This window comes from Rhodobacteraceae bacterium M382, from assembly GCA_025141015.1.
GTDB lineage: Bacteria > Pseudomonadota > Alphaproteobacteria > Rhodobacterales > Rhodobacteraceae > Aliisedimentitalea > Aliisedimentitalea scapharcae.
The window spans coordinates 1,472,700-1,487,733 of sequence record CP081098.1 but is presented as its reverse complement, the minus strand read 5'-3'; the positions used below and the strand labels follow the sequence as shown (position 1 = coordinate 1,487,733).

At 58.9% G+C, this 15,034-nt stretch carries 13 protein-coding genes, 1 other RNA gene and 2 pseudogenes; 6 read left to right on the top strand and 10 right to left on the bottom strand.

Annotated features, from left to right (window positions below; all coding sequences use genetic code 11):
* Nucleotides 1-12: 12 nt before the first annotated feature.
* Entirely contained in the window at nt 13-1,398 is a 1,386-nt protein-coding gene (mgtE, locus tag K3727_06815) for a magnesium transporter (GenBank protein UWQ92487.1), read from the bottom strand.
* 141 nt (nt 1,399-1,539) lie between these two features.
* On the opposite strand from mgtE, the gene guaD reads away from it, so the two are divergent.
* Entirely contained in the window at nt 1,540-2,826 is a 1,287-nt protein-coding gene (gene guaD, locus K3727_06810) for a guanine deaminase (GenBank protein UWQ92486.1), read from the top strand.
* A 90-nt stretch (nt 2,827-2,916) separates the two neighbouring features.
* Here guaD and K3727_06805 read toward each other — a convergent pair whose 3' ends face one another.
* The 3 genes from K3727_06805 to K3727_06795 all read right to left on the bottom strand — a co-directional run bounded on the left by K3727_06805 (nt 2,917) and on the right by K3727_06795 (nt 5,770).
* A complete protein-coding gene (locus K3727_06805) occupies nt 2,917-4,263 on the bottom strand; it encodes an 8-oxoguanine deaminase (protein ID UWQ92485.1) in 1,347 nt (448 codons plus the stop codon).
* A 272-nt stretch (nt 4,264-4,535) separates the two neighbouring features.
* Complete coding sequence (gene hisN / locus K3727_06800; protein UWQ92484.1) at nt 4,536-5,327, bottom strand: histidinol-phosphatase; 792 nt, start codon at nt 5,325-5,327, stop codon at nt 4,536-4,538.
* 71 nt (nt 5,328-5,398) lie between these two features.
* On the bottom strand, nt 5,399-5,770 hold the full coding sequence (locus K3727_06795; GenBank protein UWQ92483.1) for a helix-turn-helix domain-containing protein: 372 nt from the start codon (nt 5,768-5,770) through the stop codon (nt 5,399-5,401).
* Between the two features lie 347 nt (nt 5,771-6,117).
* Here K3727_06795 and K3727_06790 point away from each other — a divergent pair, with 347 nt between their 5' ends.
* Nucleotides 6,118-7,074, top strand: coding sequence for an NADPH:quinone oxidoreductase family protein (locus K3727_06790; protein UWQ92482.1), 957 nt, complete (start codon nt 6,118-6,120; stop codon nt 7,072-7,074).
* Between the two features lie 114 nt (nt 7,075-7,188).
* Here the strand turns inward: K3727_06790 and K3727_06785 are convergent, their stop codons facing one another.
* Nucleotides 7,189-8,076: a LysR family transcriptional regulator gene (locus K3727_06785; GenBank protein UWQ93300.1), complete on the bottom strand. Its 888-nt coding sequence runs from the start codon at nt 8,074-8,076 to the stop codon at nt 7,189-7,191.
* Nucleotides 8,077-8,202: 126 nt separating this feature from the next.
* Here K3727_06785 and K3727_06780 point away from each other — a divergent pair, with 126 nt between their 5' ends.
* On the top strand, nt 8,203-8,412 hold the full coding sequence (locus K3727_06780; GenBank protein UWQ93299.1) for a DUF1127 domain-containing protein: 210 nt from the start codon (nt 8,203-8,205) through the stop codon (nt 8,410-8,412).
* Nucleotides 8,413-8,593: 181 nt separating this feature from the next.
* On the top strand, nt 8,594-9,370 hold the full coding sequence (locus K3727_06775; GenBank protein UWQ92481.1) for a Bax inhibitor-1/YccA family protein: 777 nt from the start codon (nt 8,594-8,596) through the stop codon (nt 9,368-9,370).
* A gap of 873 nt (nt 9,371-10,243) precedes the next feature.
* Here K3727_06775 and K3727_06770 read toward each other — a convergent pair.
* Nucleotides 10,244-10,741 (bottom strand): hypothetical protein, encoded by a 498-nt coding sequence (locus K3727_06770; GenBank protein UWQ92480.1) that lies wholly within the window; start codon nt 10,739-10,741, stop codon nt 10,244-10,246.
* Between the two features lie 190 nt (nt 10,742-10,931).
* Nucleotides 10,932-11,099, bottom strand: a complete 168-nt coding sequence (gene rpmG / locus K3727_06765) for a 50S ribosomal protein L33 (GenBank protein ID UWQ92479.1) — start codon at nt 11,097-11,099, stop codon at nt 10,932-10,934.
* Nucleotides 11,100-11,390: 291 nt separating this feature from the next.
* Between rpmG and K3727_06760 the strand changes: the two are divergent.
* Nucleotides 11,391-12,233 (top strand): annotated as a pseudogene (locus K3727_06760) (HAMP domain-containing protein).
* A pseudogene (locus K3727_06755) lies at nt 12,219-12,884 on the top strand (adenylate/guanylate cyclase domain-containing protein). Before K3727_06760 ends, K3727_06755 begins: the two co-directional pseudogenes overlap by 15 nt.
* A gap of 77 nt (nt 12,885-12,961) precedes the next feature.
* Here K3727_06755 and rnpB read toward each other — a convergent pair.
* The 3 genes from rnpB to K3727_06740 all read right to left on the bottom strand — a co-directional run bounded on the left by rnpB (nt 12,962) and on the right by K3727_06740 (nt 15,001).
* Nucleotides 12,962-13,359, bottom strand: an RNA gene (gene rnpB, locus K3727_06750) — RNase P RNA component class A.
* Between the two features lie 131 nt (nt 13,360-13,490).
* Nucleotides 13,491-14,186, bottom strand: a complete 696-nt coding sequence (locus tag K3727_06745) for an N-acetylmuramoyl-L-alanine amidase (GenBank protein ID UWQ92478.1) — start codon at nt 14,184-14,186, stop codon at nt 13,491-13,493.
* Nucleotides 14,187-14,188: 2 nt separating this feature from the next.
* Nucleotides 14,189-15,001, bottom strand: coding sequence for a hypothetical protein (locus K3727_06740; protein UWQ92477.1), 813 nt, complete (start codon nt 14,999-15,001; stop codon nt 14,189-14,191).
* Nucleotides 15,002-15,034: the final 33 nt, after the last annotated feature.

Here is a 15,034-nt window from a genome sequence, read left to right as displayed (position 1 = left end):
TCCTGGCCACTGCTACAGCAGCATGACGGCCGCCAAACCCAGAAATGCAAAAAACCCGACCACATCCGTCACCGTCGTCACAAAGGACCCCGAGGCCAATGCCGGATCAACTCCTGCTTTCTCCAAAAGCACTGGAACGATGGTCCCGGCCAGCCCGGCCACGACCAGATTGATCACCATTGCGACCGCTATGACACCGCCCAACAGGGGGGACCCGAACCACGCCAAACCGACCAGCCCCATGACGACAGCAAAGACCAGCCCGTTGATCAGCCCCACCAGCGCCTCGCGTCGGATCACACGCCATACGTTGGATCTGGTCAAATCCTTGGTCGCGAGGGCCCGCACCGCGACGGTCAAACTTTGCGTCCCGGCATTGCCACCCATGGACGCGACAATCGGCATCAATACGGCAAGAGCCACAAAGCGTGCAATCGTCTCTTCGAACATCGAAATGACCAGTGACGCCAAGACCGCCGTGACCAGGTTCACCGCCAACCATGGAAACCGCTGCATCGTGGTTTCAAATACCCGGTCCGACAGGGATCCTTCGCCCACACCAGCCAGTCGCAGAATGTCCTCTTCGTGCTCTTCGTCCAGCACCACCATGGCATCGTCGATGGTGATAACCCCGACGATGCGGCCCTCTTCATCCACCACAGGCGCGGAAATCAGGTGATACTGATTAAAGGCATAGGCCACATCCTCTTCGTCCTGATTGACCGGGATGACCTGAAAGCTCTCTTCGACCAACGTCTGCAACGGGGTGGCGCGATGCGCGCCCATGATCTTGCCCAGTGTCACGTTGCCGACCGGGTGCATCCGCGGATTGACCAACACCATGTGATAGAATTGCTCTGGCAGATCGTCATGTGTGCGCATGAAATCGATGGCCTGACCGACATTCCAATGCTCGGGGGCCATCACCACTTCGCGCTGCATCAGTCGACCGGCGGAATTTTCCGGATAGCTCAGGGATTGCTCGACCACCGCCCGGTCGGCATCTTCCAGCGCGTCCAGGATTGCTTCCTGCTGGGGCTCTTCGAGATCCTCCAGCAAGTCGACGACATCATCGCTGTCCAGGTCGCGCACCGCATCCGCCAAAACATCAGGGCGTAGGATGGCGATCACTTCCTCGCGGATCGATTCGTCCAGTTCCGACAGGATGTCGCCGTCGAATTCGCGATCATACAATCGGATCAGGCGTGCCCGGTCATAGGCGTTGATCTGTTCCAGAAGGTCAGCGATGTCCGCCGCATGCAGCGGTTCCATCAGTTCGGTCAGCTTTTGGCGGTCTTCGATTTCGACCGCATATAGGATCGCCGACACGTTCTTGCGATCCAGCATATAAGCTTCGGAGTCGTCTTCCCGGGCCAGGTCGATGTCCATATCTTCCATACCTGTACCCCCTGGCTGACCGTCGATTGGCTGCAACCTAAAAGAAGCAGCTACCGAAAAACAATGACAATGGTGGAATTTACCGCAACTGTTGCGGCGGCTATCGTGCTGGACGTCATTTGGCAACCACGGACACGCGCAATGCAAGCAGATTTCATACTCAAAGGGCACGTCCTGTCCTTTCACAGCTCCCCGTTTGAAGAGGATCCAACCGCCGCCAGCCAAACCTGCGAAGCCGTGGCTATTGGCAAGGGCAAGGTGGTTGCGTTGGGGTCTGAGGACGAATTGCAGGCTGCGAATCCTCAGGCGCAGATCGTGGACTATGGAGATCATCTGATTTGCGCCGGGTTTGTGGACGCCCATGTGCATTTTCCGCAGACCGCGATGATTGCGAGTTGGGGCAAGCGTCTGATCGACTGGTTGAACAGCTATACGTTCCCAGAGGAAATGCGATTTGGCGACCCTGTCTATGCGGATGAAATTGCCAACCGCTATCTGGATTTGACCACGTCACATGGCACGACCAGCGTTTGCAGCTTTGCCACCATTCATCCCGAAAGCGTCGATGCGCTGTTCACTGCGGCCCAGGCGCGGGGTCAACGGATCGTCACCGGCAAGACCTGTATGGATCGCAATGCCCCAGATGGCCTGTGCGACAGCGCACATAGCGCCTATGACGACAGCAAACGGTTGCTGGAAAAATGGCACGGCGTAGATCGGTTGGAATATGCGATCACACCCCGGTTCTCGCCCACCTCTACCCCGGAGCAGATGGAAGCCCTGGGCGCGTTATGGGCCGAGCATCCCGAGGTTCTGATGCAAACCCATCTGAGCGAACAAACCGACGAAATTGAGTGGGTGCTATCACTCTACCCGGATGCCCGTGACTATCTGGATACATATGAAAAATTCGGTCTGCTGGGCGGGCGGGGCTTGTATGGGCACGCCATTCACCTGGAAGAGCGCGAACGGGACCGACTGCGAGAGCATGGGGCCGCCTTGGTGCATTGCCCCACATCCAATACCTTTATCGGGTCTGGTCTGTTCGATATGGCCGGTTTGATGGCCCAGGGCCAGCGGATCGGTCTGGCCACCGACACCGGCGGCGGATCCAGTTTTTCGATGCTGCGCACGATGGCGGCCGCCTATGAGATCGGCCAATTGCGCGGCACCCCATTGCACGCGTCACAGTTGATCTGGCTGGCGACCCAAGGGTCCGCCACGGCGCTGCGGATGGACGACAGGATCGGCAATATCGCCCCCGGCATGGAGGCCGATATAGTGGTCTTGGATCTGAGCTCGACCCCCGCAATCGCGCAAAGATCGCAACGCGCTGCCGACCTGTGGGAAGCCCTGTTCCCCACCATCATGATGGGGGATGATCGGGCCGTTGCCGAAGTCTGGATTGGCGGAAAACGGTCTGTTTGAAACCTGTTCTGGCCCAGGTTGTCAGGGAGTTTTGGGGGCGTTGCCCCCTTGCCCCCCAAGGTATTTGGGACCAGAAAGAAGCAAATGCGATCACGCCATCAGACGATGGACCAGCTGGGTTTGACGTTCTATCACTTTGGGCAGATCCAAGGTTGCTATCTGGCCGTCCTGCACGACCTGGCGCCCTTCGACCAGCAGATGTTTGACCCGCGTCGGCCCCGCCAGCAGCAAAGCCGCTGGATCCCAACTGCCGGCGCTGTCGATACCCGAGATGTCCCAGAGCGCGATATCGGCACGTTTCCCGACCGCAAGGCGGCCGCAATCCGGGCGCCCCAGCACATCCGCGCCGCCGCGGGTTGCGATTTCCAAAGCCTCCCGGGCGCTCATGGCGTCTGCGCCTTGGGACACGCGTTGCAGCAACATCGACTGGCGCGCCTCGGCCATAATGTTGCCGCTGTCATTGCTGGCCGAGCCATCGACCCCCAAACCCACCTTGACACCCGCGTCCCGCATCCGGCGAACCGGCGCAATGCCGCTGCCAAGACGACAATTCGAACACGGGCAATGGGCGACACCGGTACGGGTTCTGGCAAAGAGGTCGATTTCCGCCTCATCCAGTTTCACACAATGGGCGTGCCAGACGTCCTCACCGGTCCAGCCCAGCTCTTCGGCGTATTGTCCTGGGCGGCATCCGAAATTTGCCTCGGAATAGGCGATGTCCTCGTCATTTTCGGCCAAATGGGTGTGCAGCATCACGCCCTTGTCGCGGGCCAGAAGGGCCGCATCCCGCATCAGGTCGCGGCTGACAGAAAAGGGGCTGCAGGGTGCCAGGCCCACCCGGCACATGGATCCTGGGTCAGGATCGTGAAAGGCGTCGACGACCCGGATCATGTCCGTCAGAATATCCGCTTCACGTTCAACCAGGCTATCCGGAGGCAACCCACCCGCGCTTTCACCGATGCTCATCGCGCCGCGTGTCGGATGAAACCGCAGCCCGATTTCGCGCGCCGCAGAAATCGTATCTTCGAGCCGGGCACCATTGGGGTAGAGATACAGATGATCTGAACTGAGCGAACACCCCGAAAGCGCGAGCTCCGCCAATCCCACCTGAGCCGAAATGAACATCTCTTCGGGGCCAAACCTTGCCCAGATCGGGTAGAGCCGTTGCAACCAGCCAAACAGCAGGGCGTCCTGTGCGCCGGGTACAGCACGGGTCAGCGTCTGATACAGGTGATGGTGGGTGTTGACCAACCCCGGTGTCACGACGCAGCTGGCCGCATCAATGATGTCGCCTGTGTCCGCCCGGGTGAGCGCCAAATTTTCCCCAATTGAGGCGATCACCCCATCGCGCATCAACAGATCCATCCCCGAAAGCTCGCGCCGGGCATCGTCCATTGTCACGATGGTGTGGGCATTGCGGATCAGAATTTCGGTCATCAGACATACACTCCTTCATTTGGCCCGCTTCGGTGAAGAAGTGTTTTGGACGCGCCGACAGAAGACGGGCAAAGGACTCGGCGCTGATATGGCCGCAAAGATATCGTGTCCGTCGCCCCGACTCAAGCCCCGGTTCCTGGGGCAGATGCGCGACTGGCACAATCGCAGCCGGCGTTGTGCGGGCTTGTCCGTGCAACGCCACGCCCAACGGGGTCCGGCGCATCTGTGATGCGTTGGACACGGGCGGGAGCATTGCGAGTCGGCGGATCCGATCAGAATTGGGTCAGGATGGCCAGCGCCTGGGCATGCAGCTGTGCATTGGCTGCAGCCAAAGCGCGCCCACCGTTGTGAGCCGGGCCGCCTTGCCAATCCGTGACGATCCCGCCTGCCGCCTGGATCACGGCGATGGGTCCCTGAATGTCATAGGGGTTCAATCCCGCTTCGATGACCAGATCAATCTGACCAGCCGCAAGCAGCGCATAAGCGTAACAATCCATTCCGTAGCGCGCCAAGCGACACTGCCCGGCCACAGCTTCAAAACCCGACCGATCATCAGCGGATCCGACTTCGGGAAAGGTGGTAAAGACGATGGCCTCATTCAGATCAGAGGTGGATCGGGTCCCCAACGCAGTTTCCCCCATCGGACCTGTCATCACCGCCCCCCCCGAACCGCCGACGAATCGCTCACCAGTATAAGGTTGGTCAATCACACCCAAAAATGGGCCATCACCGTCTGACAACGCAATCAAGACCCCCCAAGTCGGGGTGCCGCTGATAAATCCACGGGTGCCGTCGATCGGGTCCAGAACCCACATGCGGCCAGAGCTGCCGTCATGTCGTCCAAATTCTTCGCCCCAGACTCCATCCGTTGGGCGATGCTCGGCCAATACGGCCCGCATGGCCTGTTCCGCTTCGCGGTCAGCAATGGTCACCGGGTCGAACCCGCCCTGATCCTTGTTCTCCGTGCCCAGATCAGCACGGCGGAAATACGGCAGGATCGCCGCACGGGCGGCATCGGCCAGTTTGTGGGCAATTTCAAGATCGGAAAACGCGGCATGTGACATACCCAACCGGGTGCCACTGTGCCGCGTTCATTTCAAGAGCGAATTGCCCTTTTGTCCTGATCTACCCGTTTTCAGGCGACGTCGCTCAGAACACGCGCCAATTCAAACAGGCGGCGACGCTGGTTTTCCGGGATCGCATAATAGGAGCGCACCAGATCCAGAGCTTCCTTGTGACCCATCAGGTCGTCAGGCACCATGGACTTCTTGCCCTCGGCCTTTTCCGTCTCGTCCAATCCTTCAAAGAAGAAACTGACCGGCACATCCAGGGCTTCGGCGATATCCCACAGTCGGGATGCGCTGACCCGGTTCGCACCGGTTTCATACTTCTGAATCTGCTGGAATTTAATGCCAACCTGTTCCGCCAGCTGCTGCTGGGTCATGCCGATCAGCCAACGACGATGTCTTACGCGCTTGCCCACGTGCACGTCTACGGGATGGGTCATGCGTTTCTCCTTGTACAACACTGGTTACCGTCAGGCACTCACATAGCCCCAGGATACCTCTGTGATCTTACCGAGGTATCCTTACCGTTTCCTCAACTATGATTGCGTCCCAAACCGCACCTCTATCGCGAGAGTTTACGCCCTTTTCGGTTGAATTCAACCCGGATCACTCTCCATAGCCGATTGCTGGACCTCACGTTTCCGTATATTTCACACGCAAATTTCGCTGTTTCCCCATGTTTTCCAACGTGCCGCACCCTCCCCCTAAATAGCGGGTTGGCGACAGGAAATGCGTTTGACACCAGATCAAAAACCACGGCTTACTATCGGGAAAATAGGGGTTTTATATGCTTGCCTATCATATTTCCACTGCCGGCTCCCCGGCCCGGTTGATCCAGATCAAAGCCCCCCGTCCCGGGGCGGGTCAGATCCTGGTCGACATCAAGGCTTGTGGGCTTAATTTCGCCGATCTGCTCATGCAAAAAGGCACCTATCAGGACACACCAGAGGCTCCGTTCACCCTCGGAATGGAAATTGCAGGCGTGGTCAAGGCTGTTGGGCCCGATGTCACGGGATTCGCAGTCGGCGAACGAATCGCAGTCTATTCAGGTCAGGGGGGGCTCGCCGAACAGGGCGTGTTCGACGCAGACCGGGCATTGCCGTTGCCCGATGGCATTCCATTCGAACAGGCGGCTGCCCTTCAAATTGCCTATGGCACCAGCCACATGGCCCTGGGATACCGCGCCAGATTGCAGCCGGGAGAGACCCTGCTGGTCACCGGTGCAGCCGGAGGCGTGGGGCTGACGGCGGTCGAGATCGGCAAGCTGATGGGGGCAACCGTGATTGCCCATGCCCGCGGTGCCGACAAATTGGCGGTAGCCCAGGCTGCCGGGGCGGATCACCTGATCGATGACAGCGAGGACCTGCGTATCCGCGTCAAGGAACTGGGCGGAGCCGATGTCGTCTATGACGCCGTTGGGGGGGCTGCATGGACGGCCGCATTTCGGGCCTGCAACCCCGAAGCCCGCCTTCTGCCTATTGGCTTTGCCAGTGGCGAGGTGCCCCAAATCCCGGCCAATCACCTGCTGGTCAAAAATCTGGATGTGATCGGGTTCTATATCGGCGGGTATCTCAAGTTCCGCCCGGACGTCGTACGCGACAGTTTCAAGACGCTGTTCGATTGGTATCTGGAAGGAAAACTGTCACCCCACATCAGCCATACCTTGCCTCTGGCCCAGGTCGACGAAGGAATGGAATTGCTGCGCCAGCGCAAATCAACCGGCAAAGTCGTGATTACGCCCTGATCCCATGACAAGAACGGGGGCTCCCGCCCGGTTTCTCGGCATCACAGATGCAGCGAAACCCGTTGGGCCGGGCAGCGCCCCGGGCAAAGCCCAAGGCGCTGTAAATGCGCCCTTTCAGGCCGCATTCCTGTTCTTGACGCTGATCGGCGTGCTGACCTCGCGAAAGGCGCGGCGCACGAATTCAGCCAGCTCACTGACAATCTGGCTGCCAGTGGTATCGGCCCCATACAGGTTGATCTTTTGCGTCGGCAGATCAGGCAACCCACCACTATGATCAATTTGGGTCAGATGCGGTGGCTCGGCACCGTCTATCATCGTGTTGACGGCCAGATCTGCGCTGACGGTCGCCTCGATGGTTCGGTCGGAATCCGTCTCGACCGCCATTTCCCACGGGATTCCCGCCTGATCCAGCGCCGTGATCACCTTGGGCCGGAAGGTACACGCCCGCCCAAACGCCAAACGCAGCGGCCGCTGCCGCCAGGCTGTTCCGTCGGGCGCTCCGATCCAGCACAACGGACGACTGGCCAGAGTTTCGCTTTCTGCTGTTTCTGAGCTTTCGGTGGTCAGCACCAGGTCACATTCGCCTTTCGAAAACTGCTCCTTGAGCGCCACGGTAAAGGACGAAATCAACTGCACCTTGACCCGTGGGTACGCGATATTGAATTGCTGCAGCACCCGCGGAATCGCGGGATAAACGATATCGTGGGGCACGCCCAGCACGATCTCCCCTTCGAACGCCTGGTTTGTCAGCCGCCCGATCACCTCGTCATTCAGGGCAACCATCTTGCGTGCATAGACCAACAGCTGTTCCCCAGATGCCGTCAGCGCAATGCGCCGCCCCGATCGATCCAGCAATTCCAGACCCAACAGCTCTTCGAGCCGTTTGAGCTGCATTGAAACCGCCGACTGGGTGAGATGCAGAAACCCGGCCGCGCGGGTCACCCCACCGTTGTCGGCAACCGCCACAAAAGAACGCAGTGTCGTGATATCCAAATTTCGCATCATCACAATCCTTGATGAAAGAGATCAAAAACATTCGTTTTCAAAATCAATCATACCTCTCCATATATATCAAGGAAATTGATGAAGGACGCGAAAGCATCACAATATCAGGAAAGGACCTAGATGATGACCTATATCGCAGACCACAGCCACTGTACCCCGCGCAATCGCTCCTGGAGCGTCACGCTGATCACCGCCCTGGCCGTTGCCCGTCAGCGGCGCGCCCTGAAAAAGCTGGATGCCGCTGCATTGGACGATATTGGCATCACAAAAGCCCAGGCCGAGGCCGAATCAAGCCGCCTGGCATGGGATGCACCGGATCACTGGTGCCGCTAAGCCGGCATATTCAAATTGGTTCTTCCGGACAGGCTGGGCTGCAATTGCCCTGCCTGTTCCGCTTTTCCTGCGGATTTGACGCAGGAAGCACTTGATAACAGTCCCCTTTGCACCAATATTCAAAACAAAGGCCGCCGATACGTTTTGGCGGCGAATTGGCTATGAATGGAGACCAAAGGGAATGGCTGAATTCGACACGATCCGCGCTGGAGTTGGCGCACGCGCCGCCCAGATCGACGAGGGTCTGCGCGCTCATATGAACAAGGTCTACGGCACAATGTCTGTCGGGACTTTCATCACCTTTTTGGCGGCCTGGGCCATTGCCGGGCTCGCGGTCACCAATGATCCGACCGGGGCATCTGCACAGCTGAGCCAGGACAAATACCTGACGTCGATTGGATATGCGCTTTACGCCTCGCCTTTGAAATGGGTGATCATGTTTGCGCCGCTGGCCTTTGTCTTTGGGTTCAGCGCGGCGATCAACCGCATGTCGGCTGCGGGTGCACAGCTGCTGTTCTATGTCTTTGCCACGGTGATGGGTCTGTCGATCAGCTCAATTTTCCTGGTGTTCACCGGGGAATCGATTGTTCAGGTCTTTTTGATCACCTCAATCGCGTTTGCGGGCTTGTCGCTCTATGGCTACACGACCAAGAAGGACCTGTCCGGCATGGGCACCTTCCTGATCATGGGCCTGATCGGGTTGATCGTGGCCTCGGTCGTAAACATCTTCCTGGCGTCTTCTGCCATGGCGTTTGCCATCTCCGTGATCGGCGTTCTGATCTTTGCGGGTCTGACAGCGTATGACACGCAGAAGATCAAGGTAACCTACATCCAGATGGCCGAATCCGGCGATCAGGAATGGCTGGGCAAGGCGGCCATCATGGGCGCGCTGAGCCTGTATCTGGACTTTATCAACATGTTCATGATGCTGCTGTCACTCCTAGGAAACCGAGAGTAAACCTCTCTCACGTCCATTCAGGACCGTTCGAGCCTGCCAAGACCATGTCTTGGCAGGCTTTTTCACGTCTCAGCCCCCTCTGCAGAACGCGACCCCAATAAGATGGGTTCGATATTTTCCAATCAGAAATCGTAAATCTCGGTTTCTTAGAACTGGCTGATGATCTCGGAAAATTGGAACGGAACACGGCTCAAAGGAAGTTTGCAGTCTCAAAAGCTGCTCGTTTTCAGTTTCAGATCCGGTCCTGGATGTCAGGCCAAGGCCCGAGAATTCTCCTCATGGATCGGGTGACATGCGCATCCAGCCTGATAGGCGGCCCATACAAAGCCCTACCTTCACGTGCCGACCTACGCCCCAGAGTCAGCAGTCCAGGCGATGGCTACAGCCCCTCTCCAGAACAGCTGGCAACCATCATCAGCTAGCTGCAAGGCGCACAGACCTTTGAGGGTTGGTGCCTTCGATGTGCCCTTGCCCGGCACGCGCGCCACAACCGTCTTGTAGATATGCGCTTGGTTCAGAACCGATGCTGGAAAGGTGCCCAGAGAAACATCCCTCACCAGACATATGCAGACGGCTTCACTGACCGTGGGATCCAGGCTCTCAGCCTGGCGGGGCAACCGTTCCGGACCCACAACTCCCGAAAGTCTGTTCGAGTTTAAGACCGAGACGGACCACCGAATCCACGCGGAGCCAAGGGGGCAATCTTCTCGTCAGGCTTTGGGACAGATTTCCTTGGCACGGCTATTTGCATCGACCCAATGGCTTTCGCCACAGCGCGAGGCAACGCCTCGCTTCCTGCGTGGAAACGCAAAAATGGACCCTGCGCGCCGCAGGCGCTCCATTTTGTTATACGACCGGAGATGTCGCGATGACTCAGCTGCAGTCCAGCGCCGCTGCCAAGCCGCTCAGGTCGCGTTTGGGGTTGCCCAGCCCATAGACCCCGCTCGCTGGCTTGCAGCCTGTCAAACCGCCCAGCTGCTCGGCAAAGGCCGTTTGCGTCCGTTTGTCCATCCTGGCTGTGCTTTGGCCAGATGGCACACGCAAAACAGCAAAAGGAGTCTGGTCGACTTGAACCAGGCTCATCGCCAAAGGTTGCCCGGAAACTTGCACCAACGTCGACCGGCCCGGCACGGTTCCTCCGGTTCGGATGGCAATCTCGGCCATGTCGCTCAGAGTCCCCGAACCTGAGGTCGCCTGATGAAATGGCAGGGGACGCACCTGGGACGTCGATAGCCGCGTCTCGCTCACTGGGGCAGCACCGGCAACTGCACCGCCTTCGAAACCGATCCCCGAGAATCCGGCTCCTTGCGGCTGACTGCAAGCCGCCAGGCCAACACTGGCCAGCGCCAAGATGTAAAGTTTGGTTTTCATGACACCCTCGTCAGCACAAATGACATCATGCAAACCACTGGCGGACAAATGCGTCAGAAACCGCGCAGGCTGGTGACATTTTCTGGGTCACATAACAGAAAGGAAAAACCTGTCCCGCAATACAAAAAGGGCCTCGCGGCAATCACGACGCCCTTTTCAAATTCACCACGACCGTTCGGTCAGGGAAGGCTTACTTGATTTTGCCTTCTTTGTACTCGACATGCTTGCGCACAACCGGATCGTACTTACGTGCGGTCATTTTCTCGGTCATGGTACGAGCATTTTTCTTGGTCACATAAAAGTGGCCCGTGCCCGCGGTCGAGTTCAGGCGGATCTTGATTGTCGTCGGCTTCGCCATGGGTTTTCTCCTGCGTCCGAAAAGGCAGGGCCGTTTCGGTTGAATTCGTATGAGCATCGGCTTTTAACGGGGTTGCCCCCCGAGTCAATAGGATTCCCGCAGGTTTAGGTGTGGAAACGTGCCCAGACGGCCTTAAACGTTGTTTTTGTCTCAACAGCCAGCGTTCTTCGCTCCTGTCCTGCCGAAATGACGCCAAAATGCCAGGGCGCAGATCCATAGGCGTCGGCCGGTTTTTGATTTTTCCGTCCACTTGCCGCATAGTGCCCCAGGCACCGCCGCGGGGAATACCCTATGCAAAAACCATCAAAGGACGATGCATTTCACCCCCGGGCACGCCCGACTCCTGTGGTGCGCGCCGTTGCCCGGCTTGGCATCTCGATCCGGGTCAAGCTATTGATCGCCTTTCTTGGGATGACTGGCCTGATGACTGTCATCGCATTTCTGGGTCTTGCGACGTTGCGCCAATCCAACGCACGCACCGAGGCATTGATCGAAAGCCAGCAGCGCATAGAAATCTATGATCGCATTTACCTTTCAACCAATGACGCATTGGGTTTTGGGGTTTCAAGCGCAGTGGCAAATCCGGTTCGATCCTCTGCCCCAGCCGGCCAACTGATCAACGAAATGAACGATCTCTTTCGGATTATCGCACGTGCAGTTCACACTCTAGGTGGTGCGCAGAGCGTCGAAGGTGCCCGGGTGGCCGAGTTTCATGCACAGATTTCGTCCCTGCGCCTGGTCGCCTTTGAAATTCTACAAGCCAGGAAAGCCGGCGAATTTGACCGGGTCCGAACCCTTATGAACACGCAGGTTTTGCCTGTGTTTCAAAAGATCCAGCGCAGCGCCTATACCCGCTCCACCGAGATCAGTGAAGAAATGAAGAACCAAGCCACAGAGACTCGGTTGGCTTATGAACGCGCGCGCCGGATTGTCCTGATTGCCAGCGTGAGTGCGGTTCTGTTGTCGCTGTTTGCCGGGTATGTCATTTCCTCGACAATCATCTGGCCGGTGGAGCGCATCGGGCGCACGCTCAGCTCGGTTGCCTCCGGCAATTTCGATGCACGGGTTCAGGTGCCCAACCAGGACGAATTCGGCACGCTGGCTGAGGATGCCAACACCATGAGTGACAAATTGGGTAAACTCTATGACAAAGTCCATGCGCAGCGTGACCAACTGGCCAATTGGAACCGTGATCTCGAACATAGAGTGGCGCGCCAGGTCGAAGAGATTTCGCGCAGCAACCGCCTGCGCCGGTTCTTGCCCAAACAAGTGACAGAACTGATCCTGAGCGCCGAGGACGGCGCGGATCTTCTGAGCAGTCGGCGCGGTCTGGTTACGGTTCTGTTTGCCGATCTGCGCGGGTTTACCGCCTATGCCAATGCGGTCGACCCAGAGCGGGTCATTGCCGCTCTGAATGCCTTTCACGCCACGGTCGGTCCACTCATTGAACACAGCGGCGGCACGCTGGAACGGTTTTTGGGGGATGGATTGATGGTCCTGTTCAATGCCCCGGCCCCCTGCGAGGAGCCGGGGGAAAAGGCCTTGGCGCTGGCCTGTGAAATGCAGGCCGCCTTTCACCCTGCCCTGCGCCCCTTTCAAAGCGACGCCGGTCGGCTGGGGCTGGGGATCGGCATTGCCACGGGTCAGGCCACATTGGGCCAGATCGGATTTGAAGGGCGGCTGGATTATGCAGCAATCGGAACTGCACCGAACCTGGCGGCACGACTGTGCAATCAGGCGCGGGACGGTCAGATCCTGATGTGTGAAATCACGGCTCAGGGCGTGACCCCGTCTCTGAATCGGGTCGGCCCCTTTGATCTCAAAGGGATGACCGATCCCGTGATGGCCTATGAACCGGAAAGACGCGCAGAGAGCCTATAAGCCGGATTTTGTTCCGGGGTTGCCCCCTTTGATGACCATTCCTCTGGTGCGCCTGTTGCCAGACGCCTCTAGCTGCCAACCCGATCCCTCTCGGCCAAGGCGGCCTAGCGGCGGTATCGGCTGACGCCGACCGGCCCGCGCGGGGGTCCTATTTGGCATTGCTCCAGGTGGGGCTTGCCGTGCCACCCCTGTTGCCAGGGGCGCGGTGGGCTCTTACCCCACCGTTTCACCCTTACCCCGAAACAGGTTCGGGGCGGTTTCATTTCTGTGGCGCTTTCCGTCGGGTTTCCCCGCCCGGGCGTTACCCGGCACCGTTGCCTTGTGGAGTCCGGACTTTCCTCGCGGATGTTGCCACCCACGCGGCCATCCAGCCCTCTGCGCCCGGATCGCCTACGCGCCTGGCTCCTGCTCGTCAAGCGTTTGCTGATCCTACCGGAAGTTTGCGGGGCTTTGCCCCTCTTGGCCTGCGGCCAATTCACCCCAGGATATTTTGGGCCAGATGAAGCCGGATCAGGTCAGCACGGACATATCTGCCGCGCACAGGCGGCCACGGGCCCAAGGGCGGTACCGCAGGCGCACGGCCCCAAGCAGCGTGTCGTCATCCACAGGGGCGGTGAACCCGACCTGCCGAGCGGCGGCGCGGAACTGATCCGGGGTTGGGTCCGGGGAGAGATCAGGGGAGAGATCAGGGGCCATGACGGGCGGCAGGCCGGGTGCTGCGCGCCCCTGACGGGCGAGACGCGCCCAATCAAAGCGCGGTCCAGGGTCCTGCTTGCGCCCTGGTGCCATGTCTGAATGACCAATCACACCCTGCGGCGGGATCTGCCAGCGGTTCAGGATTTGCGCCAACACTGATTCGAGCTGCACCATCTGGGGGTGAGAGAACGGATGGTCTGCGCGATTGTCCAACTCGATCCCGATCGAGCGAGAGTTGATATCGTCCAGCCCGCACCACTCCCCCGCCCCGGCATGCCAGGCCCGATCCTGTTCGCGTACCATCTGCCACAGCGTCCCATCGCCCCCGATCAGGTAATGCGCGGAGACTTCGGCCGTCGGGTCACACAGACGGTCAAGCGCCGCCTGCGCGTCGCTCATGGCTGTATAGTGGATCACAACAAAAACGGGCCGCAACCCGTCGCGGCGCGGCCCGAAATTCGGTGACGGATGCCAGATTGCGTCTGCTGTATCCACGGTGCCAGCAGGCATGATCAATTGGTGGCGACGGTTCTGAACGGTGCTGGATCCCAGGAACAGGCGTAGCCGTCTCCATCCGGGTCCAATGCCATGCGATCCCGCTGTGGGCCGCCTTTGGCCAGAAAGTCCATCTGCGCCTGATCTGGCGATGCATAACCTGCGCAGTTGCGGTGGTTGCGCGCCGCCATGTTGATGCCCGCACGGGTATAGACCCGTGTGCCTTTGGGATTCGATGTCGCCAGCGCATATTTTACAATGTTGGGCTGTCCGGTGTTGGTCCGGCTGGGCAATGCGGTCGGTTGCACAATCGTGTACTGAGAGCGGTTCTGGGCGATGCGGTCTGCATCGCTTTGAATGGTCTGACGGCTGGACACGGCGGCAAAGTCGTTTTCGTCCGAAATTCCCGCATTGGACACAATCTGAGGTGCAGGGTTAGACGGGCTGGCCTGTAGCGGCGCAACACCGGAATTGGCGTTGGCGGCCTGCAAAGCGGCCGCCGTTTCACGCGCAATATCATCTGCGTTGTCAGTGCCCGACAATGGGATGACCGCAGGCGCCGGTTGGTCGCTTGCCGGAATGCTGCTGGCAACGGTTGCGACCGGTGCCAGTGCAGTTGTCGATGATTGAGGCGGCGGTGCAATCGGCACTTCGGAGGATACGACCGCCGGGGGCACCAAAAGGTCGCCATTGATGGTCTCTCCAGCCTCAGGCGTAGAGGGTTCGTTAGATCCGAAGCTATCGAACCCCGACCCGGCCCCGCTATCGGGAATTGCCGGGGTACATGCCGCCAGAACGCCCAAGGCAAGGACGGAAAAAATAACACGCATGGCTGCTTTCCTGCCGGTTTTTGCTTTTGCTTG

Bases quoted from the DNA above. Each gene is read 5' to 3' on its own strand.
- K3727_06745 (UWQ92478.1), bottom strand. From the start codon at position 14,186: ATGCCTGCTGGCACCGTGGATACAGCAGACGCAATCTGGCATCCGTCA.
- K3727_06775 (UWQ92481.1), top strand. From the start codon at position 8,594: ATGGCTGAATTCGACACGATCCGCGCTGGAGTTGGCGCACGCGCCGCC.
- K3727_06770 (UWQ92480.1), bottom strand. From the start codon at position 10,741: ATGAAAACCAAACTTTACATCTTGGCGCTGGCCAGTGTTGGCCTGGCG.
- K3727_06795 (UWQ92483.1), bottom strand. From the start codon at position 5,770: ATGACCCATCCCGTAGACGTGCACGTGGGCAAGCGCGTAAGACATCGT.
- mgtE (UWQ92487.1), bottom strand. From the start codon at position 1,398: ATGGAAGATATGGACATCGACCTGGCCCGGGAAGACGACTCCGAAGCT.
- rpmG (UWQ92479.1), bottom strand. From the start codon at position 11,099: ATGGCGAAGCCGACGACAATCAAGATCCGCCTGAACTCGACCGCGGGC.
- K3727_06780 (UWQ93299.1), top strand. From the start codon at position 8,203: ATGACCTATATCGCAGACCACAGCCACTGTACCCCGCGCAATCGCTCC.
- K3727_06805 (UWQ92485.1), bottom strand. From the start codon at position 4,263: ATGACCGAAATTCTGATCCGCAATGCCCACACCATCGTGACAATGGAC.
- K3727_06740 (UWQ92477.1), bottom strand. From the start codon at position 15,001: ATGCGTGTTATTTTTTCCGTCCTTGCCTTGGGCGTTCTGGCGGCATGT.
- K3727_06790 (UWQ92482.1), top strand. From the start codon at position 6,118: ATGCTTGCCTATCATATTTCCACTGCCGGCTCCCCGGCCCGGTTGATC.
- guaD (UWQ92486.1), top strand. From the start codon at position 1,540: ATGCAAGCAGATTTCATACTCAAAGGGCACGTCCTGTCCTTTCACAGC.
- hisN (UWQ92484.1), bottom strand. From the start codon at position 5,327: ATGTCACATGCCGCGTTTTCCGATCTTGAAATTGCCCACAAACTGGCC.
- K3727_06785 (UWQ93300.1), bottom strand. From the start codon at position 8,076: ATGCGAAATTTGGATATCACGACACTGCGTTCTTTTGTGGCGGTTGCC.